A 20,176-nucleotide genomic window follows, 5' to 3' on the forward strand; every position below is an offset into this window, starting at 1 on the left:
AACTCCGGGGCATGGATAACCCTCCGTATCAACGATCGTAGGGATTTCCTCAAACAGGACGTGCCAACGCCCGGAAATACCGGGCGTTGGCCAATTGAAAAGACTGTGATTGTTCAGCCAGGCATTGATTCGCGGCTGAAAGCGTCCAGCTCCCGCACCAGGCTCTGTGCTGCCAGCATGACCAGTTCACGACCTTTGTCTGGCGTCGCCAGCGCCGGGTCCGAACCCATGCGGCCATCGGGGTGGCGTGCGCGGAAGTCCATCGCTTCGCGGATCGGGCCCCAAGGGGCGATCTGCGGCGAGTATTCAGCCGATTTGATCGAATCCGGGTAGGCCCATTGTGTGACCGCAATCTCGGACGGCGTGGCATGAACGCCGTGCCCCGTAGGAAACTGCTCGCGCGCAAGCTCCCCTACCCCCTCAAGGTCCCACCAATTGCACAACTTCAGCGCGAACCCTGCTGGGCGTCGAGCGAAGCTGGCTTCGGCGTAGAGCTCAGAGAACGCCGCCTCAATCGATGCAACGTTGCCACCGTGGCCATTGAGGAAGAGGATTTTTTCAAACCCGTGAGCGGCCAGCGAGCGCACCCAATCGCCAATCGCCGCAATGAAGGTCGACGGACGCAGCGAGATGGTTCCAGGGAACCCAAGATGGTGCTGGGCCATGCCGATATTGAAGGTCGGTGCAATCAGGATGTCTGCGTTTTTTTGCGCTTCACCGGCAATGATTTCCGGGCACATCCAGTCGGTTCCCAGAAGACCGGTAGGACCGTGTTGTTCGTTCGAACCAATCGGGATCACGATGGTGCGGCTGCGTTGAAGAAATTGGCCGATCTCGGCCCAGGTCGACAGGTGTAAAAGCATTTGAGTTCTCTCTTTTAAAGGGTTCCTTGCGGAACATGACAAAGGACGCGGGTGGCAACAGATCAACCCGCACTGTATTCCGGAATCGCGCCGTCACGCGTTTTCGGCTTGGTCGACAGGATCACCAATGCTGCGCACAAAAATACGCAACCCACGATAACGACGCCAAGATTTGCGCTGCCGGTTGCGGTTTTTGCCCAGCCGATTATGGCCGGCCCCCAGAAGCCGCCGGAAAGACCGATGGTATTAATCAAGGCAATGCCCCCTGCCGCCGCCTCGCCCTTGATGTGTTCGGAGGGCATCGCCCACAACACGGTGTAGGCCATGAACATCATGGCGGTTGCCACGGTCAGCAGTGCCAGCGCGGCCATCAGGTTGCCGTCGGCAAAAGGGTACATAAGCAGCAGGATCGCGCCGATCCCCGCCGGCACTGCGCAGTGATAGCGTCTTTCACCGACACGGTCCGACCGGCGCCCTATCCAGTACATGCCGCAAGCGGCGGCGACATAGGGAATCGCGGCGTACCAACCCAGTTGCATGGTGTCGTTGACGCCCTGGGCCTTGAGGATTGCCGGCAGCCAGAAACTCATGGCATAGATCGAGAAGATGATGCAGAAATAGGCGCTGGCGAGAATGTAGATTTTCGGGTCGCGCAACACTGCACGGAACGAATGGACGCGCCCGGTCGATTCACCCAGCTCACTGGCCAGCAAGGCCTTTTCTTCCTGGCTCAGCCAGCGCGCCTCAGCGGGTCGATTGGAAAGGATGAAAAAAGTCAGCACACCGAGGAAAACGCACGGCAAGCCTTCAATCAAAAACATCCACTGCCAGCCGGCCAGACCACCAACGCCTTCGAACGTGGTGATCAACCACGCAGACAGTGGGCCGCCCACAATGCCGCCAATGGGGCCGGCGATAAACACGATCGCAATGGCCCGCGCCATACGCTTGGGACCGTACCAGCAGGACAGGTAATAAATCATGCCCGGTGCAAAACCGGCTTCGAACACACCCAGCAGAAAGCGCATGGCGTAAAACATCGGCACGTTGCGCACGAACAACATGCAGGCCGAGGTGATGCCCCAACACACCAGAATACGGCTGAAGGTTTTCCTCGCACCGACCTTCGGCAGCATCAGGTTGCTCGGCAACTCGAACAATACGTATCCCAGAAAGAAAATACCGGCGCCCGCACCATAGGCCGCATCGGAAAGCCCAAGGTCATTTTGCATCTGCAGTTTGGCAAAGCCGACGTTGATCCGGTCCAGATACGCAAATACGTAACAGATGAACAGCAGCGGCAGCAGTCGCCAGTTGAGCTTGCGGTAAAGGGCTGAAATGGCATCACTTCGTGCCGGCGCCTGAAGAATTGACATGCGAATCTCCCGTTATTCTTGTTGGTCCGAGTTCGTGTCAGAGAATGTTGCACCGGCACCTCATGACCAGCAAGAGCAACTAAGTTCGTGTAGTGTTGCTCTACAGACAACGCAACATCTCTGGAGAGAGTTCCCGGCATGCGCGAAATCAATCAACAACGGCTTCGGTATTTTCATGAGGTGCTGACTCACGGATCGATTCGTGGCGCGGCCGACAACATCAATACGTCGCCCTCGGTGATCACGCGCCAGATCAAGCTGCTGGAAGAGGAAATCGGCGCCAAACTATTCGAGCGCCAGGCACGCGGTGTTCAGCCCACCGAGGCCGCGGCGCACTTGCTGGAGTTCTGGCGCGGCTATCGATCGCACCAGGAGAAACTCGAAGATCAGTTGCAAGCGATCAAGGGCCTGCAGCAAGGCCATGTACGCGTCGTCATCAGCGAGGGCTATGTCGACGCGTTGGTCGACAACGTGCTCGCGCCGTTCTGCAAGCAGTACCCCAAGCTCGATGTGCGGCTGGACATTCTGCCCGTCGACGATGTCCTCAACGAAGTCGCCGAAAACCGTGCGCACATCGGCCTTGCGTACAATCCGCCGCCGCATCCGCACATCGACTACCGCGCGACGTTTTCGCAACCGGTGATGCTGCTGGTTCGCCCGGATCATCCGTTGGCATCGCGGGGCGCGGCGGCAACCGTCGAGGATATCCTCGCCTGCCAACTGGTCCTGACACCCACGACGTTCGGTATCGGTCATGCGATCAAGATGCTCGAGTATGCCGAGAAAATCGAGATCCGCCCGGTACTCGTCAGCAACTCCCTCGCGGCGCTCAAGCGCATGGTGGAGGACGGCGGTTTTGCTTCGTTGCTCGGCGAATTCGCGGCCTATCGGGAAATCGCCAACGGCAGCCTGGCGGCGGTATCGATCGACCATCCGTTGTTTCTTGGGGTTGAAGCAAAACTGTTGGTGAAATCCGGCCGACCGTTGGCCGCCCCTGCTCAAGAGCTACTGAACTGGATGTTGCAGCGCTTGCCGATGTTTGCGTCTGATACGGGAGTGCCGAGTGCCTGACCAGAGACAAGTCATCCCTATTCCCTCGCCTTCTCTCCTGATGGAACAGACGCGTTCGAGATGCTCGGAAGGCCAAAGGAACAACCTGCCCAGGTTGTAGAACAACGAAACAAGATCCGCTCGGCTCAAACCATCAGAAAAATGTGATCTCGTAGCCGAATCGCGAGGCTGCGTTGACGATATGTTCCCCCATGATCTGGCGTGCCGCCGTCGCATTTCGATCGATAAAAGCCTGCACGAGTTCTTCATGCTCCCCGCGCGCCGCGTGAGGAATGTTGCTGAACACCGGGCCGCGCCGCGCGAAGTTCATGGTGATCAGTGCGCGCATTGGCTCGAGCACTGTGCGAATCATCGTCTCGAGATAGTCGTTGCCCGACGCTGCCGCAACGGCCCTGTGAAAATCGAGGTCGGCGTTGACCGTTTCCAGGGTCGGTTCGCCTTCGTATTGCATGCGCAAGACCGCGGCCTGAATGACTTTCAACTTGGCCGGGGTCATGTGCGAGGCGGTGAGCGCGGCGGCCTGGCTTTCCAGGACGGCCCGCACTTCAAACATGTTTCGGATGGTGTTGTCACCGTCCAGCATCGGCGCACTCGCCTGCGGTGCCAAAGGCTCTGACGCTTGGGAGGTGGCGGAGACGAAGACGCCTACGCCCTGGCGAGACTGAATCAGCCCCTGCGCCCGCAGCGTGGCGATGCCCTCGCGCACCACGTTGCGGCTGACGCCGAAGTTCTGCGAGAGAAACTGTTCAGTGGGCAAACGGTCTCCCGGCCGCAGCCGCCCGGAAGCAATCTCATCGCTCAGCGAGCGGGCGATGTGCTCGGCCAGATGAGGTCGGCGGGTTACGGGTTGCACATTCATTTCACTCATTCTTTTTTCTCCCCTTACTTGTCTACTTAATCTACATCAGAAGACTTGTTCCTGACAGTTGAAACTGAAATTCGCAAAACACATCAACCATTTAATCCAATTAAAACAAGGACTTATCTAATAAATAGGTTAAAGCTTGCTGAAATACCGCAGTTGTTCTGTTGAAGGACAACAGGATGTGATGTACGTTGCCCTCAACCTGATACGGACGAATAAAAAATTGCCGTGTCAGCTTCGCAACCCGCTTGAGGCGCAATCCTATGAAAATTGCCAGCATTGAAACCATTCCGCTTCGTATTCCCTTCACCACGGGCGGCCCGTCGGCCGGCGGGGTCTGGGGGCCGAAAGACCTGCAAATGGTCGACTCTCTCGTGGTCAAGATCACCACCGACGACGGGATCGTTGGCTGGGGCGAAACCTTCGGCTTCACCGCTATCCCGGCGGTAAAAGTGGTGATCGACACCATCCTTGCGCCTGAACTGATTGGCAGCGATGTCACTCGACGGGAGAAATTACAGGGCGATCTGCAGAGGAAGTTTCACGTTTTCGGTCGCAGCGGCGCGTTCATCTATGGCCTCTCGGCGATTGACATCGCGCTGTGGGATATCGCGGGCAAAGCCGCCGAAAAACCGATTTACCAGTTGCTGGGCGGCAGTGAGGCCACGTCTCTTGCGGCGTACGCAAGCCTGATCCGGTATGCAGACCCCGAACTCATCCGCGTCAATGTGCAGCGCGCAGTCAACAGCGGTTTCCGCCACCTCAAGCTGCACGAAGTGGATATCGACGTCATCCGCGCTGCGTGCGAAGCCGCTGGCCCCGGCGTGGAAATCACCCTCGACGTCAACGCTCCGTGGACGGTGCGCGAAGCGCTGGACATGACCGAGAAACTTCGCCCGTTGAACCTGCGCTGGATCGAAGAACCGGTGTGGCCGCCGGAAGACTACTCGGGGTTGGCAAGGGTGCGCGCACACGGCGGCATCCCGGTTGCGGCTGGCGAAAATGCCTCGACGCTCATGGACTTCCAGCACCTGCTTGAGGCCGGCGCGGTGGATTTCGTGCAGCCAAGCCCCGCCAAAATGGGCGGCATCACCGAACTGCAAAAAGTCTATGCACTGGCCAACGCCCATGGCGTCACCGTGATGGTCCACGCCTTTTATGACGGCCCCGGCCTGCTGGCGGCGGTGCATGGAAGTGCAGCCCTGGGCGGCGCCAAGTCACTGGTCGAATGGCGTTACTTCGACCTCGAAGCGCAACTCTATGGCGACGCCATCATCCCGCGTAACGGACGCATCGACGTACCGCAAGGGCCGGGACTCGGCATCGAGCCTGACCAGGACGTCATCCGGGATTACCGCTTCAAACCTTGACCCCATAAGCCGCTGGCTCATTGCAACGTTGATCGACGCCGACGTGTCGGCCTCGATCAGCCATGACGACATTCTTGATAAAAATAAATACGAGGATTGATGACATGTTAGACAGGATCGTAGGACCCATCTTGCCCGTCGCCTTTGTGATCGCGCTGGGCTATATCGCCGGCAAGCGCGGACGGCTGACCCATTCGGACAGCCTGCTGATCAGCCGCCTGGTGCTGGGCTGGATATTCCCGGCGCTGCTTTTTGTCGGGATGGCGAGCACGCCCCGTGAACAGCTCTTCGACTTCAAGTTCATCGTGGCGACGTTCATCGGCATCATGGGCATGTACACGATAGCGCTGGCGATCGGCTGGTTCAGCACTCGCGATCTCAAGGTGGCAACGCTCAAGGGCTTCGTGAACGGTTATCCAGACGCCGCCTTCATGGGCATCCCTATCCTGGGTGCAATGTTCGGCGCGGGCAGCATCTACTCGGTGCTGGTACTCAACCTGGTCGCGAGCCTGGTGATGATCCCGCTGACGACCATGTTGCTCACCATCGCTGATGGAAAGGCCAATGGCGGCCAGGCGTTTTTGTCGAGCCTTTCAGGGGCGGTACGTCGTCCGCTGATGTGGGCGCCGGCCCTGGGGATTCTACTGTCCGTGCTGCAGGTCGAGTTGCCTGCGCTTGCGGCGGAGTCTTTCACCCTTCTCGGCAAGGCCACGCCCGGTGTATCCCTGCTGTGCCTGGGACTGATCATGTCGTCGGAGAAACTGAAAATGTCCGGTGAAGTCTGGGGCAACCTTGGGCTCAAGCTGCTCATTCACCCGGTGTTAATGTTCGGCGCCACGGTACTGCTCGGCACTCATGGCCTGTACGCACAACAGATGATCCTGCTTTGCGCCCTTCCATCGGCGACGATCCCGGCGATGTTTGCGAACCAGACCGGCGCCTATCAAAGCGAAGCCGCGACCTCCATTCTGGTCAGCACCGTGCTGTCGATCGTGACGTTCTCCTTTGCGATCTACCTGATTGATGGCGGGCTTGCCGCTGCTTGACTGCTGGCTCGCGCAGGCGCCAGGCTGGAATCGCTGCAGCGGCAGAGGCGTTAAATAAACACGCCGGAGGCTGATACCACCGCCCTAAAAAACGGGACGCCAAGCGTCCCGTTTTTACAAACACAAATAGAACAAACAACAAACAACCTGTGGCGAGGGAGCTCGCTCCCGCTGGCCTGCGCAGCAGGCCCATCTGTTAAGGCCGCCTCGCCACCCAGTGCAAGCAATCCCCCTCACCACAGGTCAGCAACTACTTAGACGGCTCAACCCTATCCAACACCCGGTTCGCCGTAATCTCCGCCACCATGATGCTGTTTGAAATGCCCAGCAAGGCATAGCGCGACTCCCCCTCCAGATGATCCACCAACTGATGGACCATCACGTCGACCGACGCCAACGTCTCGACCAAAAAAACCGCCAGGGTTTCGGCTGTGGCCTCCGGGTCTACGGAAAACAGTTTGCTGGAGGTACGCGGGGTGGCTTTGATATCGGCGCTTGATGGGAAGTGGAAATCGAGGGCGCGTTCGGCGGCTTCGTTGAGTTTTTTTGAATCGGGTTCGTAGGGGGACACTGGATCGGTGTCTGGTGGGTTAGGTGTAATTTTGAACATAAGCTCGCTTCTCAAATTGAGCGCCAACCTTCTTGCTGCTAAACGAGAGGGAGGCAGCTGTACGCAGGTTAGCAGACCGGGGAAGCTAGCAAAGCCGGCGCGCCCGAAGGCGCCCTGCGCACAACCACCATCAAGTGCAGGCGTGGGAATGCCTGACTGACAAGAGCTCGTGCAGCTTGCTTGTAACCCCGGGCTGCTAAACCCGATCACTGAAGGGCAGTGACGGGAATCAAGTTACCGAGCAGCCCAAAAGCGCACAAGCCGGCGGATTCTGGTGCAGCCGTAGGCAACGGCGCAAGGTTTTGTAGCTTTCAGGACGTAACCTTGAGGGCGTTTAAACATGCGCGCTCAAGGGGTGTTGAAAAAGCTGATACGCGCTTCCTACAGGCGGTGAAAGCTTCGAAAAAAACTCAGGAAGCCACTGCCGTATTTACAAGATGACCGTCGCAAGTGTGATAGCAACGTGGTCTCTTGAATCAGCCTGTTATCGACCAAAAGCAGACACTCAAAAAGCGTCCTGGACGATCAGGTTCTCATGTCATGAAATCATCCAGCTGTCGTACCATCGTCACATCGACAGAACGGAGGTTGATATGGGAAGTGGTCAGGGCAGACGAATCGTTGTCATTGGTGCAGGCATCGTTGGCGCGTCATTGGCGTATCACTTGGCCGGTAAAGGCGCGAATGTCACCTTGGTAGAGGCTGAAGATATAGCTTCGGGAGTGACTGGCAGCTCATTCGCTTGGCTCAATACCTCACACCCCGAACCTGATCCAATTGCGCAACTGCGCGGTTCTGCCATCAAGGAGTACCGCCGACTCGAAACGCAGCTGCCTGGTCTGGAGATACGATGGACAGGTGCCTTGTCTTACAGCGTGATGGCGATTGGAGCGCTGCCGATCCCAGGTCACCAAGCTTCGGCAAATCTGGTGTCTCGATCGCAGATTCTCGACCTTGAACCAAATCTCAAGAACCCTCCCCAGTCTGCTCTATATGCGGCTGAAGAAGGAGCGCTGGACGCAGTGGCAGCTACGCATGCGTTGATCGCAGGTGCCCAGGCGTATGGGGCGAAGATTCTCACTCAGACGCGAGTGCTCGGTTTTGTAACCCAGAGTGCAACGGTGACCGGAGTCGAAACAACAATAGGCATCATCGATGCCGATATTGTCGTATTGGCAGCCGGGACAGGCATCACGAAGCTGACAGACATGCTTGGAGTGTCCCTGCCGATAGAGGCCTCGCCTGCCATTTTCATCCGTTACAAGTCACAACCCAACCTCGTGCACACCCTCATCTCCAGCCCTGAAATGGAAGTGAGGCAAAGTTCGGATGGTGCGTTGCTGGCGGCAGAAGATTACCTGGACGACGCCATGGAAAATCAGCCGGCAGCGATAGCGCTTCGAACTGCCAAGACAATCCAGAACGAACTCCATGGTGTTGTTTCCATAGATCCGGAATGGGCTTGTGTCGGACTCAGGCCCATGCCTGCCGATGGCATCCCCATCATCGGTTATCTACCCAAAGTAGGTGGCGTCTATGTTTGTGCAATGCACCCCGGAATTACTTTGGCGGCAATAGTGGGACGTCTGGCCAGCGAGGAGATCATCGATGACAAGGCGTCCAGTTCCCTTTGCCCATGCCGGCCCGATCGATTTTTGCAAGCGTAGGGGATCCTCTTGTGAGGCAGCAATAGGTCATTTCCGGCCTCTCGCGGAGATAGAATAGCGACCGCTGGTTCTTTCTGTGATGAGCTGATGCTTCGTCCGGTCGATATCAGGCATAACCCGTAGTCGATGCCTTATGAAGCTCCACCCTTAAAAATTCCAACACTCAGCGATGGAATGAGAATGTCCAAAAAAACCATCTATGCCAAAGAATTCGACATCTGTGTTTCGATGTCAGATTTAGTAACCTGGGAAGGTGACCGGAAGGCTCCCAGCGCCGACCTGCAGGCGGTATTTACCACCCTTGAAATTCCCGTCAACATTATCGAACTCCACGAGTTGTATTTCGCCCACCTTTACAACGGCTACGGCGACGTGCATGTGTATCATGCTCAAAATAACGGAGGCAGTATTTTCGCAATCGACTTGTATCGAGAACTCACGGACCAGCAAGATTTGACAGGTCTATTTCTGCGTATTGAAAGCCCTGCATTTGATCAGGCACTCGCCCATCTCCGGTCATTCTTTGACAGCGCCAGGTGCCAAGTTGCCTTTGAGCAGGCAAGCTACTCTAGGCGACTTCGCGAAACGCTTGACGAAAGCAGATACCCTCGACTGGTCGAAGTCGATCACGACTTCATACAGCAGCATTACACTCATCGGTGACGCTAGCCAACCAGACACTGCACAAGTCCGATTCAGCGTTGGCTTTTAGCAATTGCGCCAATACTGTGTTCACTTGCCGATCGCCTCCTTGCGACCAAAGAATGCGATCACCCGGCCCAATGCCGTCTCGGTACCGGCACGCAGGTCCATCGGCTCAGTGCGCAAAGACCAGGTCTTGGGCAACAATCGACCAGACGGGAACGGAACGCAGGTCACCATAATCGAAGGAATGTTTGTTATGAGCCACCTTAACAACGACTTGAGGGCCGATTTCGTTGAGGCACTTGAGGAAATCTCGACGCTGATGTCCATTGCATACGACCAGCTCGGCCCTGTACCGGAAGACCATGCATTAGCTCAGGCAGGTTTAGAGAATGGTGGTGAAATAGTTCTGGATTATGTCGATCACAACGAGGCTGGAGTAGCGTTCGAACACCTGCTTTACATGATTAACGAACCACCGCTCGTTGTTTCTGAAAAATGCATAAAAATTTTAGGTCGGATCGCGAAGTCCTTGAAGATGCCATTCACGAGGTGACAAAAATTTACCCATCTGAAGGTCAGCTTTGGGTCGATAACTGCCCTTCGCGACGGGTAGAAAACGGCCCTAAACGGACATTCATAACAGGCAATTATTGGCCGACGGTTGTCTGTCGCGAAATAGTTATTCCAGCGTCATGAGCTATTAAGATTGAGTTGTAAACAGGCTCTTCGCATTTAAGGGTGTAGAAAAAATCTGACCGGCTGGAAAAGGAGTCGAGGATCTTAGAAAATGTAAGCTCTCACACCAACAAAAACTAAGCCCCCGACGTGAACAATCTTACCTTTTCTAGCCCTGATCTTTCCAGCTTTTGCCAACTGAATAACCTCGGCCTGACTGCCACTGGACAACATCTTTGTGCAGAGCGCGCCGTCATCGAATGTCGTTTAACCAAAGCACCCGAGCCATGCCCCAAGTGCGGGGCTGCTGGTGTTTCACGCGGTACTGTCGATAGGCATCTTGCTCACACACCTTACGGACAACGACCAACCAGATTGCTGCTGCGTATCCGTCGCTGGCGTTGTGCTTGCGGCTGTTTCTGGCATGAAGATACAAACAGTGCAGCACCTCCACGTTCAAAGCTTTCATATGGGGCGATACGCTGGGCATTAGCTGCCATCGTGCTGGATCATCTGTCGGTATCTCGTGTTGCGAGCCAGCTTGATGTTGCATGGCACACCGCTAATAATGCCATTATCAACGAAGGACGGCGCCTGCTTTTTAATGACTCGACACGTTTTGACGGTGTGACCGTGCTGGGCGTGGATGAGCATGTTTGGCGACATACACGCTGTGGTGACAAGTACGTCACCATCGTGGTTGACCTTACGCCCGTGCGTAACAAAAACGGGCCGGCCCGCTTGCTCGATGTGCTGGAAGGCCGCTCCAAACAAGCCTTTAAGCAATGGCTACAGAGTCGCCCCAAATCGTGGCGTGACCAGATCGAAAGCATTGCCATGGACGGTTTTACGGGGTTTAAATCTGCAGCGCAAGAAGCCCTGCCTCAAGCCCAAACCGTGCTGGATCCTTTCCATGTCGTGCGCTGGGCAAGCAACATGCTGGATGAATGCCGCCGGCGTGTGCAACACGACATCCTGGGCCGCAGAGGGCGTAAAAATGACCCGCTCTACAAAAGCCGTCGAACGCTACTGACTCGGATCAGCTACCTGTCTGACGCCAACAAAAAGCAACTGTTCCAGCTGTTTGCAGATGAGCACCACCTCGAAGTGGATTGCACCTGGAGCATGTACCAACGGGTGGTCAGCGCCTACAACGAGCCGGATCGAAAACGTGGTAAAAAACTCATGGAAGAGGTCATAAATATCATTACAGCCAGCGACTTGCCCAAAGCGCTCATCGAGGTGAAAGGCTTGGGGGAAACGCTGAAAAAATACGCTGAGAGCATCCTTGCCTACTTCGACCGGCCAGGAACCAGCAACGGTCCAACAGAAGCTATCAACGGGCGACTTGAGCACTTACGAGGTACCGCCTTGGGCTTTAGAAATTTAACCAATTACATAGCCAGGTGCTTGCTGAAGTCAGGAGGGTTTAGAAATCAGCTACACCCTTAAATGCGAAGAGCCTGTAAACAATCGCATTTGTAATTAATCGCTGCATCTTAATTGCTGGTGCGTTGATGGTGGTTTTTAACCATGCCAACCGCGTATCCGTTTGACTTAGATCATCCCGTCGATGCAACACCCTGCTGGCTCAATATTGAATGTTTTTGCATCGACGTGGTTGAAATGCACACATTAGCGCAAGGTTTATTTATTCAATTCGTTGAGGTGCGACAGTTTTACATCCCCGTAGAGAACTCAGGTGGGTGTTTGATTGCAGTTCGTATCGTGCGTAAGGCGTCATCGTATTGACAAAGTAAATGCAAAGCCCAGTCGATACGTGTGCGGATGCGAATATCATTTTCGTCTGAGGGAATTTCGCTATTCATCATCGATTCAACATTTCTTATGATGAGTTGTTCAGGCAAATACATGATCCGGCTGTTTTTGTAGCTCGAAGCACGCAATTCAGCAATTGGATAGGCTCCCCCGAGCCCAGCCGAAACCCCCACCAGGAGCGCAGGCTTGTGTCCAAGTTCACCGAGTCCTGCGTACAAAAAGAAATTTTTCAGCGCCGGGCAAGCCATGCCATTCCACTCCGGGCTGATCACGATCAGTGCGGTAGCTTTTTTGAGGATGGTTTGCTGGACATTCCAGATTCCATCAATGTCTTCTTCTGGCCACAGCGGTAGCCGACTGGAAGCCAAGTTCAGCAGTTCGCCTGAATCACAAAGACCAAGTTGCTCTAATCGGTCGCGCAAGTATTTTGCGACTTTGAGTGATTGGCTGTTTGATCTATTCGATCCAGACAGCAGAACGATATGACGGCTCATTGCGCCACCTTCTGTTTAGCCTTGTGTGCTTTGGGGGCGACACGGCGTGAACGCACGATGGGCCAGAACAACTCTTCTTTCCAGCTGATCGGTGACAAGTGTTCGATACCGTATAAGGGCGGACGCCGGCGGGTAATTTTGGCCGTACCGAACAGGATGTCCCAGAAGAACAACAGGTTGCCGAAGTTGCCCTTGTAATGCGTGACACCATCCTCGGCAGTCAAGCCGTGATGGGCTGAATGAGTGGAGGGGGTGGAAATCGTTCGCTCCAGAACCCAGACAATAGGACGCAACACACGGATGCCATACAGTTTGTCATCCCACGCAACGCTGCTGTGCGCTGCGAAGATGACGATCATCTTCAGGATCAGATAAACATAGTAAATATGCGCAAGCCCTAGATAGATCAGTATGCCGGACAGCCAGATGCCGGGCATCAGCATGTAGTAGAAGCTGTTGTTTCGATAAACGATGCGGACACTCATGTAGGGCGCGGAGTGATGAGCGCGGTGCAGCGCATAAAGTGCCGGGACCCGATGTGTCAGTCGATGCCACCAGTATTGAGTCATGTCATCCAGTACTAGAAACAACACGAACCCTGCGACCCAAGGAATGGTGGCCAGGGCGCCTTTCATTTCCGGAACAGCCAGGCTCAGGATTTTTCCACTGAGCCACATGACACTGGGGAACGTGATTGCAACCAGGATCCCGGAGCCTATGACTTCGATCAGTACGTCACGCTTCCCGCTCAACGGGTGTCGGAGCGAAGAACACGCGAGTTCCAGCAAGATGAAGGCAAGGAATATCCCGGCCACTACTACGGAAGGATTGTTGGCGAGCATTATTGTATTCATGGCACTCTCGATTAAGGCCCTTGCGGGCAATGCCATTTCATTAGAAGCCAACGAGTAAGCCGTCCCTATGCGCGAAACGGACAAAATTGAGCGAGAACAGGTCAATCGTTCGCCCCAGCGCTTTCACCGCGGCAAACTGGGCCAGGTGCTGGAGCGTTTCCTGGATAGCCAGGCCCTGAGAGAAAACAGGGATTACAGCCTGATCGAGCTGGATCAGCTTTGGCGCGAGGCGGCGCGCATCGATCCGGCGATCGGGTTGAAACTGTTCACGCTATTCACGCCTCAGGACTGGCACGTCCTGGCCTATCTGTGCTTGTACAGCCCCGACGTTTTATCATCCATGAAGCTTTGGGCCCGGTACGCGCGGCTTGCGGCGGACACAGACACGGTGAGACTGCTCAATGATGAAAACGGCGTCGGCATCGAGCTGTGCGTCGATGCGCCCAGTGAGCTGGCGCGCTATGTCATTGAGCACTACGGCGCAATGTCCATCGCGCAGTTGCGGCGTGGAACAGGGCAGCAGGTGCAGCCGGTCCTGGCAAGATTTACTCACGCTCGTCCGTCGTATTACAAGCAATACACCCAATGGTTTGGGGGTCGTGTCGAGTTTGACTGTCCGATTAACTGCTTCTATTTCGATGCTCGAAGCTTGAGCCTGCCGATGCAGACACGTCATCACGGGATGCTTGAGTTATTGACCCAGGAACTGGATCGACGGATCGCCGTGCATCGGAATTTCAGCGGTTGGTCAGCCAAGGTTGCTGAAGGAGCGCGACGATCTCTAGCGAGAGGTGAAACTCCCAATCTGGACAATCTGGCGAAGGCGCTGCACCAGACGCCAAGGACCTTACGGAGACGACTGGAAGAGGAAGGTACAACCTTCAGGCAATTGCTCGATCAGATTCGCGCAGAATTGGAACTGCATCTTGAATTGCAAGGAGAGTCATTAACGGAGATTGCAGCTCAACTAGGCTACAGCGATTTGACGGCGTATCTCCACGCCCGAAGTCGATGGCGTGACAGGAAGTAATGTGGCGGGCCCGAACTTTTCGGAACAACAGCGTTACCTCACAAATCACCTCATCCCACGCCAGTAATTTCCTTTGAAAAAAGGGGACGGATTTATTTTTAACAGCGCTTCAGGCACCTGGATCACAAATAAATCAGCCCCCTTTTACACATAGCTGCCGGTGCGACAGGGAGCAATGGGCTCTTTGAGATAGGCATATGGATCATGCCCATTCATGCGGGCTTAGATATCCAGACAAATTTTGCCGAAATGCTGGTTGGTTTCCTGATACTTGAACGCTTCGACAATCTCGCTCAAAGGGAAATGACGATCAATAATCGGGCGCATGCCATTAGCATTGATGGCCCGGATCATGTCTTGCTGCTGGCTGCGGCTACCCACCAATACACCCTGCAGACGCACTTGCTTGATCAGTGCCGGTACAAAATTCATTGCACCGCTTACGCCACTCAATATCCCGATGACGGAAATGTGACCAGCAACCCGAATTGCAATCATCGATTGCTCAAGCGTCGCAGGGCCGCCGACTTCGATGATGTGGTCAACACCACGGCCACCCGTTAGAGCGCGTGCAGTTTCGCCCCAGTTAAGGTCTTTGCGGTAATTGATGACATGATCGGCGCCTAGAGCTTTCAGACGTTCAAGTTTTTCGTCGCTTGAAGAGGTAGCAATGACGGTAGCACCGGCCATTTTAGCGAACTGCAGGGCGAAAATTGAAACGCCACCAGTGCCTTGGACGAGCACGGTGTCGCCCGGCTTGAGTGAGTCATCGGCCATCAGGGCGCGCCATGCAGTAAGGCCAGCGGTGGTAAGCGTCGACGCTTCAGCATGGCTGTAGCCAGTAGGCGCGAGGGTAAACGATGTGGCTTTGGCCGTCACTTGCTCACGAGCGTAGCCGTCAATGCCATCGCCTGGCACGCTGACAAAGCCTTCAACCAGTGGCACACCGTCGATCCACTCCGGGAAGAAGGTGCTGACGACCGAGTCACCCACCTTGAATTCAGTGACATCAGGGCCGACAGCAATGACTTCACCTGCACCATCGGCCATGGGGATGCGTTTTTCGCTAGGGCCCCACATACCGCTGACCACCGCGAAGTCGTGGTAGTTGAGCGAGTTGGCGTGAAGTCGTACGGTGATTTCGCCAAGCGCTGCGGCTTGGACTTCGCTGCTGCCAACCACAACGTTTTCATAGCCGCCACCGGGTTGGACGAAGATCGTTTTGCTGCTCATAGGGGGTTCCTTATGTTTTCTAATTACGCGAAATAACGAAATGAAAGTTTAAAAATTACAATTCGATGATCAACCTGGCCGCAAAGTCGTCAATCGCCTGCTCATTGCGCCGGTAGTAAGTCCACTTTCCGATGCGGGTGGTTAGCACGAAGCCTGCGCGCTGCAAGATAGCTAAGTGTGCAGACGCGGTAGAAGGTGAAAGCCCTGCCTTGTGCTGCAAATGGGTTACGCACACCCCTATCGCAGGATCTCCATGATCCTGAGGTGGGAAATTATTAAGTGGGTCTTTGAGCCACTCCATCATTTGCATGCGAGTGTCATTGGCCAGGGCTTTGAGCTGTTCGAGTATCATGGTCGGCAATGCTACGCTTTTTTACGAAATGTTCAATAAATAATCTATTAGCATTGGCAAGGGTTTGAAATCAAACAAACTCATCCAGCTGAATCACCCCTACTTTTGTCGATGTACTGAATGACTGCTTGAACTGTTCCGCTCTGGTAGACATCCCCGGTCTATGTTTGAACGTCTGGCCGATTGCTGTCCTTCGTACCAGGCAGAAAATCGGCCAGAAGCAGTATGGGCGGATAGCCAATAGGCACAGCCTACCGCTTCACTCCTCGCCGCCTCCATACAACCCCAACCGCCGATCCCGATGCAAATCATTACGCGCACTAATCCGCTTATTCCGCGCCTCAGCGAGGTTAAGTGTGGCCAACAAAATCTGCTCTCCCCCCTGCTCCGCCGGCCCCGCCAACGGATAACCATCAGCATCGACAATCACCGAACCTTGCACCCATCCAACCCCGCGTTCATGCCCATGCCGATCACACGCGGCAATAAACATCCGGTTCACCGACGCATTGGCCTGAACCCGCACCACCTCGGCCGGGCGCTCGGTTGGTGGCCTCGGTCCATCGGGCCAATTGACGGGAGCGCAGAGCAATTCTGCACCGGCCAGCGCCGGCAGTCGCACCCATTCCGGAAACTCCAGGTCGTAGCAAATCAGCATGCCGATCCGTCCATGGACCGTTTCGACCACCGGCGGCGCTTCGTTGCCGGGTCTGAAGATTTCGCTTTCCGCGTCCCACAGGTGTGCCTTGCGATACACGGCGCGCAGGCCTTGGGGGTCGATCATCGCCGCGCTGTTGGCCAGTGCATCGCCTTGCAGTCGTTCGCAGAATCCGCCCACGACAACGACATTCAATTCTTTCGCCAACGCCGTCCACAGGCGCAGGGTCGGTCCGTCGGTTGTTTCGGACAGGGACAACGCTTCGTCGCGGTCAGCAAACAGGTAGCCGCTCTGCACCAGTTCGGGCAGCACCACCACTTGGGCGCCTTGCAACGCCGCCGAGCGAATCGCTCGTTCTGTCAGTGTCCGGTTGTAAGCGAGGTCGCCTATTTTCGGTGCCACTTGGCAGCAGGCGACCACGGTATTTTTCACGCTGTTCAACGTCCCTCCTCCACTGGCTGATGAGCCATGGCAACAATGTCGCTCTCGGTGATCGAGTCGATGATTCGGCGTTCGTATTCAAGGTCGATCGAACGGCTGAGCAGGTAATACGCCAGGCCCGAAACCACCAGGCCGACCAGCCAGGCGATGTCCACGCCTTCGAGCATGCGCGCCAGCGGCCCGACGAACACTTCTTTGCCGGCGGCGGCATCGAAGATGTAGAAGAACGGCACCATCGCGGCAAATCCGATCAGGTACGAAACGATCCCTCGGAATTGCCAGGCGCCGTAGATGCCCTTCGGTGTGAAGAAATGCGGGATCGCGTAGCGGCCTTTGCGCACGAAGAAGTAGTCGACCAGATTGACCGCGGTCCAGGGCACGAGAAAGTACAACAGCAGCACGAGGAAGGTGTTCAACAGCGCGATGCCATCGCCCTTGATCGACAGCACGCAGGTCAACAGGATGACGCTGATCGCGGAGATCGACATGACCCGGGCGCGAGGGGTTGGCGTGATTTTTTTGATCGAGTCGACGCCGGTCAATAACGTCAGCATGGCGCTGTAAGTGTTGAGCGCGATGATCGGCAGGAAGCCTGCCACGGAGACGATGACCAACACGTTGCCCAGGCCCGGGATCATCGACGATCCGACCTGGTTAAGCGCCACCAGCGCATCCGCCGCTTTCAACTGCTGCGCGAGCCAGGCGCCGAGGCCGATCATCCAGCTCCCCGACAACGATGCGCCGATGAACACGGCGGCGATCAGTTTTGGCCGACTGGTGTTTTTCGGCAGGTAACGGGAATAGTCGGAGACATAGGGCGCGTAGGAAATGTTGTAGCTCGCGCCGATGGCAAACAGCGTGGCGAACGCAACCCAGCTGAAGCCCAGGTCGGTCGCCGGGGCGACGCCTTCCTGGCCTGCACCGAACATCAGGGCGATGGTGACTAGCGCATACAGCGGCAAGGTCGCCAGCAATGCCCATTTGAAGGCTTTGTGCATCAGGTCGTGGCCGTAGATCGACAGCAGCGCGCCGATCAGCACCACGACGATGGCGACAATGGTCGGGTCGATGCCGAAAACGTGTTCAAGGCCGTTCATGATCAGCGAGATGTTCACCACGTTGAAGCCGACGAACACAAACATCGTCGCCATCAAGGCCAGGATCACTCCGCGATACCCGAACTGGGCACGGGACTGGATCATTTGCGGGAGGCCCATTTCGGGACCTTGCGAGCCGTGAAAAGCCATGAAGATGGTGCCGAACATGATCCCGAGCGCACCGGCCAGCATCGTCCACAGCGCCGACAAGCCAAGGCTTGGGCCGACAAAACCGATGGAGATGGTGAAGAAGTGGAAGTTGCCTAAAAACCAGAAAGGGCCCTGGCTGCTGAGCTTGGCGTGACGTTCGTTTTCCGGAATGTAATCGATCGAGTGGCCTTCGATGGCCAACCCGCCACTCGCCTCGAGGGCGTGCGCAGAATGAGGAGACCCTGACATACGATTGTTCCTATGCAGTTGATTGTTGTTTTTATGGGCAAAGCGCCGGTTTCATTGCAATGTAGGGCCTGGGTCAGGGCTATAAAATATCGCAGGCACACTGTTTACATAGATCCGCGTCTATGTGAATGAACATTGAGGGACACCCATGCTGGGCACTGTATCGGAACTGGATCTGCGTTTGATCCGGGTCTTTTTGACCGTCGTTGAAGCGGGCGGCATCTCGGCCGCGCAAACTGCGCTCAACACCACTCAACCGACCATCAGTGCGCAATTGGCGACGCTGGAAGCGCGGGTGGGATTTCGACTGTGCGAGCGCGGTCGCGGCGGATTTTCGGTGACGCCCAAGGGTGGTCAGTTTGTCGAAGCGGCCCGCCGATTGCTGGCGGCAGCCGAAGGTTTCCGGGTTGAGGTCCAGCACATCAATCGCAAAGTGTCGGGCAACATCAATATCGGTTTGCTCGGCCAGATCGATCCTTTTGCCAACAAGAAAATCGCCCTGGCCATCGCGCGTTTAAGGGCTCGTCATGAAGGCCTGTATTTCCACTTCACGGAACTGTCTTCGTCGCTGCTGGAAGAGAAAATCATCAATAGCCATATCGATCTGGCGATCGGTTACTTCTGGCACCGCTTGCCCAACATCGATTACTTCCCCTTGTTCCAGGAAACCCAGATCGCCTACTGCGCCCCGGCTCACCCGCTATTTGAGCACGTGGGGGATCTGACCCGGGATGACGTCCGCGATTACGACTGGGTATGGCCCAGTCACCCCTTGCCGGAAATGCCTGCACCCACCTCGATCGAACGCCTGACCGTGCTCACCGACAGCATGGACGGCGCGGCACTGCTCATTCTGTCAGGCCAGCATTTGGGCTTTTTGCCGCAGCACTATGCGGCGAAGCATGAACAGCTGGGGCAGTTGCATCCGCTGAATCCCGAGCTGCTGCGTTATGAGGTGGGGTTTCATGCGGCGGTTCGGCATTCGGCGCGGCAGCGGGATCTGGTGAGTGCGTTCCTGAATGAGCTAATCGATATTTTCAGTTCTTAATCGCTATCTCGCTGGCCGGGATGACGTCGATCCGTGCCACGGGCCCCGTCAAGTGCGCCAGCTCCGCGTTGTGCTGGGCGATGATGTCTTCGGCGGCGAGGTTGCCGTTGTCGACGGTGGAATGCGCGTCGGCGGCGAGCACCACGTCATAGCCCAGCTTCAGGGCCTGGCGGACGGTGGCGTTGACGCAATAGTCGGTTTGCAGCCCGCAGATGATCAGGCGGTCGGAGCCAAAATCTTGCAGTAGGGCTTGTAAGTGGGTCTGGTAGAACGAGTCTCGGTTGGTTTTTCGCACCCGAAGGTCTTGCGGTGAAGTCTTCAGGCTTTCGGCCAGTTGCCAGCCTTCAGAACCATGTTGCAGCTGGTCGCCCTTTTCTTCGTGCTGGATGAGGATGACCGGAATCCCTGCCTCCCTGGCCTTGGCACTCAGGCCGTTTATATTCTCGATGACGCGTTTGATCTTAAAACATTCGTACTCGCCAGTGCACAAGGCGTCCTGGACGTCGATGATCAGCAATGCAGTGGTCATGGGCTCAGGCCTTAAAGTAGTCCTTCAGATTAAGGGGTACGCCACCTGCTCCCTGGGGCCGAGCAAAGAGT

20 protein-coding genes are annotated in these 20,176 nt (G+C 55.9%); 9 read left to right on the plus strand and 11 right to left on the minus strand.

Features of this window, described 5'->3' with window-relative positions:
- Positions 1–113 precede the first annotated feature (113 nt).
- Both BLU63_RS31425 and BLU63_RS31430 read right to left on the minus strand, forming a co-directional pair.
- Positions 114–863 (minus strand): creatininase family protein, encoded by a 750-nt coding sequence (locus BLU63_RS31425; protein WP_033038802.1) that lies wholly within the window; start codon positions 861–863, stop codon positions 114–116.
- 62 nt (positions 864–925) lie between these two features.
- Positions 926–2,239 carry an MFS transporter gene (locus BLU63_RS31430; RefSeq protein WP_077748771.1) on the minus strand — a complete coding sequence of 438 codons (1,314 nt, stop codon included), beginning with the start codon at positions 2,237–2,239 and terminating at the stop codon, positions 926–928.
- A 138-nt stretch (positions 2,240–2,377) separates the two neighbouring features.
- Between BLU63_RS31430 and BLU63_RS31435 the strand changes: the two genes are divergently transcribed.
- Entirely contained in the window at positions 2,378–3,310 is a 933-nt protein-coding gene (locus BLU63_RS31435; RefSeq protein WP_083377141.1) for a LysR family transcriptional regulator, read from the plus strand.
- Between the two features lie 133 nt (positions 3,311–3,443).
- On the opposite strand, the gene BLU63_RS31440 is transcribed toward BLU63_RS31435, so the two are convergent.
- Entirely contained in the window at positions 3,444–4,178 is a 735-nt protein-coding gene (locus BLU63_RS31440) for a FadR/GntR family transcriptional regulator (protein ID WP_010458990.1), read from the minus strand.
- Positions 4,179–4,438: 260 nt separating this feature from the next.
- On the opposite strand from BLU63_RS31440, the gene BLU63_RS31445 reads away from it, so the two are divergent.
- Both BLU63_RS31445 and BLU63_RS31450 read left to right on the plus strand, forming a co-directional pair.
- The gene (locus BLU63_RS31445; protein WP_083377142.1) at positions 4,439–5,545 is read left to right on the plus strand and encodes a mandelate racemase/muconate lactonizing enzyme family protein; all 1,107 of its coding nucleotides are present in this window, start codon (positions 4,439–4,441) and stop codon (positions 5,543–5,545) included.
- 62 nt (positions 5,546–5,607) lie between these two features.
- Complete coding sequence (locus BLU63_RS31450; RefSeq protein WP_231990928.1) at positions 5,608–6,591, plus strand: AEC family transporter; 984 nt, start codon at positions 5,608–5,610, stop codon at positions 6,589–6,591.
- A 250-nt stretch (positions 6,592–6,841) separates the two neighbouring features.
- On the opposite strand, the gene BLU63_RS31455 is transcribed toward BLU63_RS31450, so the two are convergent.
- On the minus strand, positions 6,842–7,201 hold the full coding sequence (locus BLU63_RS31455) for a DUF6124 family protein (RefSeq protein ID WP_010458984.1): 360 nt from the start codon (positions 7,199–7,201) through the stop codon (positions 6,842–6,844).
- A gap of 593 nt (positions 7,202–7,794) precedes the next feature.
- On the opposite strand from BLU63_RS31455, the gene BLU63_RS31460 reads away from it, so the two are divergent.
- The 4 genes from BLU63_RS31460 to BLU63_RS31475 all read left to right on the plus strand — a co-directional run bounded on the left by BLU63_RS31460 (position 7,795) and on the right by BLU63_RS31475 (position 11,643).
- Complete coding sequence (locus tag BLU63_RS31460) at positions 7,795–8,868, plus strand: NAD(P)/FAD-dependent oxidoreductase (protein WP_083377144.1); 1,074 nt, start codon at positions 7,795–7,797, stop codon at positions 8,866–8,868.
- 180 nt (positions 8,869–9,048) lie between these two features.
- The gene (locus BLU63_RS31465) at positions 9,049–9,531 is read left to right on the plus strand and encodes a hypothetical protein (RefSeq protein ID WP_010458980.1); all 483 of its coding nucleotides are present in this window, start codon (positions 9,049–9,051) and stop codon (positions 9,529–9,531) included.
- 238 nt (positions 9,532–9,769) lie between these two features.
- Positions 9,770–10,069 carry a hypothetical protein gene (locus BLU63_RS31470; RefSeq protein WP_083377145.1) on the plus strand — a complete coding sequence of 100 codons (300 nt, stop codon included), beginning with the start codon at positions 9,770–9,772 and terminating at the stop codon, positions 10,067–10,069.
- Between the two features lie 272 nt (positions 10,070–10,341).
- Positions 10,342–11,643 carry an ISL3-like element IS1411 family transposase gene (locus tag BLU63_RS31475; protein WP_011920678.1) on the plus strand — a complete coding sequence of 434 codons (1,302 nt, stop codon included), beginning with the start codon at positions 10,342–10,344 and terminating at the stop codon, positions 11,641–11,643.
- Between the two features lie 227 nt (positions 11,644–11,870).
- Here the strand turns inward: BLU63_RS31475 and BLU63_RS31480 are convergent, their stop codons facing one another.
- Entirely contained in the window at positions 11,871–12,464 is a 594-nt protein-coding gene (locus BLU63_RS31480) for an NADPH-dependent FMN reductase (RefSeq protein ID WP_010458976.1), read from the minus strand.
- Positions 12,461–13,318 carry a sterol desaturase family protein gene (locus BLU63_RS31485; protein ID WP_083377146.1) on the minus strand — a complete coding sequence of 286 codons (858 nt, stop codon included), beginning with the start codon at positions 13,316–13,318 and terminating at the stop codon, positions 12,461–12,463. Before BLU63_RS31485 ends, BLU63_RS31480 begins: the two co-directional genes overlap by 4 nt.
- Positions 13,319–13,385: 67 nt before the next feature.
- Between BLU63_RS31485 and BLU63_RS31490 the strand changes: the two genes are divergently transcribed.
- Complete coding sequence (locus BLU63_RS31490) at positions 13,386–14,348, plus strand: AraC family transcriptional regulator ligand-binding domain-containing protein (protein WP_083377147.1); 963 nt, start codon at positions 13,386–13,388, stop codon at positions 14,346–14,348.
- Between the two features lie 222 nt (positions 14,349–14,570).
- Here BLU63_RS31490 and BLU63_RS31495 read toward each other — a convergent pair whose 3' ends face one another.
- The 4 genes from BLU63_RS31495 to BLU63_RS31510 all read right to left on the minus strand — a co-directional run bounded on the left by BLU63_RS31495 (position 14,571) and on the right by BLU63_RS31510 (position 18,528).
- Positions 14,571–15,581 (minus strand): zinc-dependent alcohol dehydrogenase family protein, encoded by a 1,011-nt coding sequence (locus tag BLU63_RS31495; protein ID WP_083377148.1) that lies wholly within the window; start codon positions 15,579–15,581, stop codon positions 14,571–14,573.
- Between the two features lie 55 nt (positions 15,582–15,636).
- The gene (locus BLU63_RS31500; protein ID WP_010458965.1) at positions 15,637–15,933 is read right to left on the minus strand and encodes an ArsR/SmtB family transcription factor; all 297 of its coding nucleotides are present in this window, start codon (positions 15,931–15,933) and stop codon (positions 15,637–15,639) included.
- Between the two features lie 259 nt (positions 15,934–16,192).
- Positions 16,193–17,032 carry a nitrilase family protein gene (locus BLU63_RS31505; protein ID WP_083377149.1) on the minus strand — a complete coding sequence of 280 codons (840 nt, stop codon included), beginning with the start codon at positions 17,030–17,032 and terminating at the stop codon, positions 16,193–16,195.
- Positions 17,029–18,528: a purine-cytosine permease family protein gene (locus tag BLU63_RS31510; protein WP_083377150.1), complete on the minus strand. Its 1,500-nt coding sequence runs from the start codon at positions 18,526–18,528 to the stop codon at positions 17,029–17,031. Before BLU63_RS31510 ends, BLU63_RS31505 begins: the two co-directional genes overlap by 4 nt.
- A 148-nt stretch (positions 18,529–18,676) precedes the next feature.
- Between BLU63_RS31510 and BLU63_RS31515 the strand changes: the two genes are divergently transcribed.
- On the plus strand, positions 18,677–19,576 hold the full coding sequence (locus BLU63_RS31515; RefSeq protein WP_083377151.1) for a LysR family transcriptional regulator: 900 nt from the start codon (positions 18,677–18,679) through the stop codon (positions 19,574–19,576).
- Here BLU63_RS31515 and BLU63_RS31520 read toward each other — a convergent pair.
- Entirely contained in the window at positions 19,566–20,105 is a 540-nt protein-coding gene (locus BLU63_RS31520) for a cysteine hydrolase family protein (protein WP_083377152.1), read from the minus strand. The genes BLU63_RS31515 and BLU63_RS31520 overlap by 11 nt on opposite strands.
- Between the last annotated feature and the right edge of the window lie 71 nt (positions 20,106–20,176).

It is taken from the genome of Pseudomonas mandelii (genome assembly GCF_900106065.1).
Lineage (GTDB): Bacteria > Pseudomonadota > Gammaproteobacteria > Pseudomonadales > Pseudomonadaceae > Aquipseudomonas > Aquipseudomonas mandelii.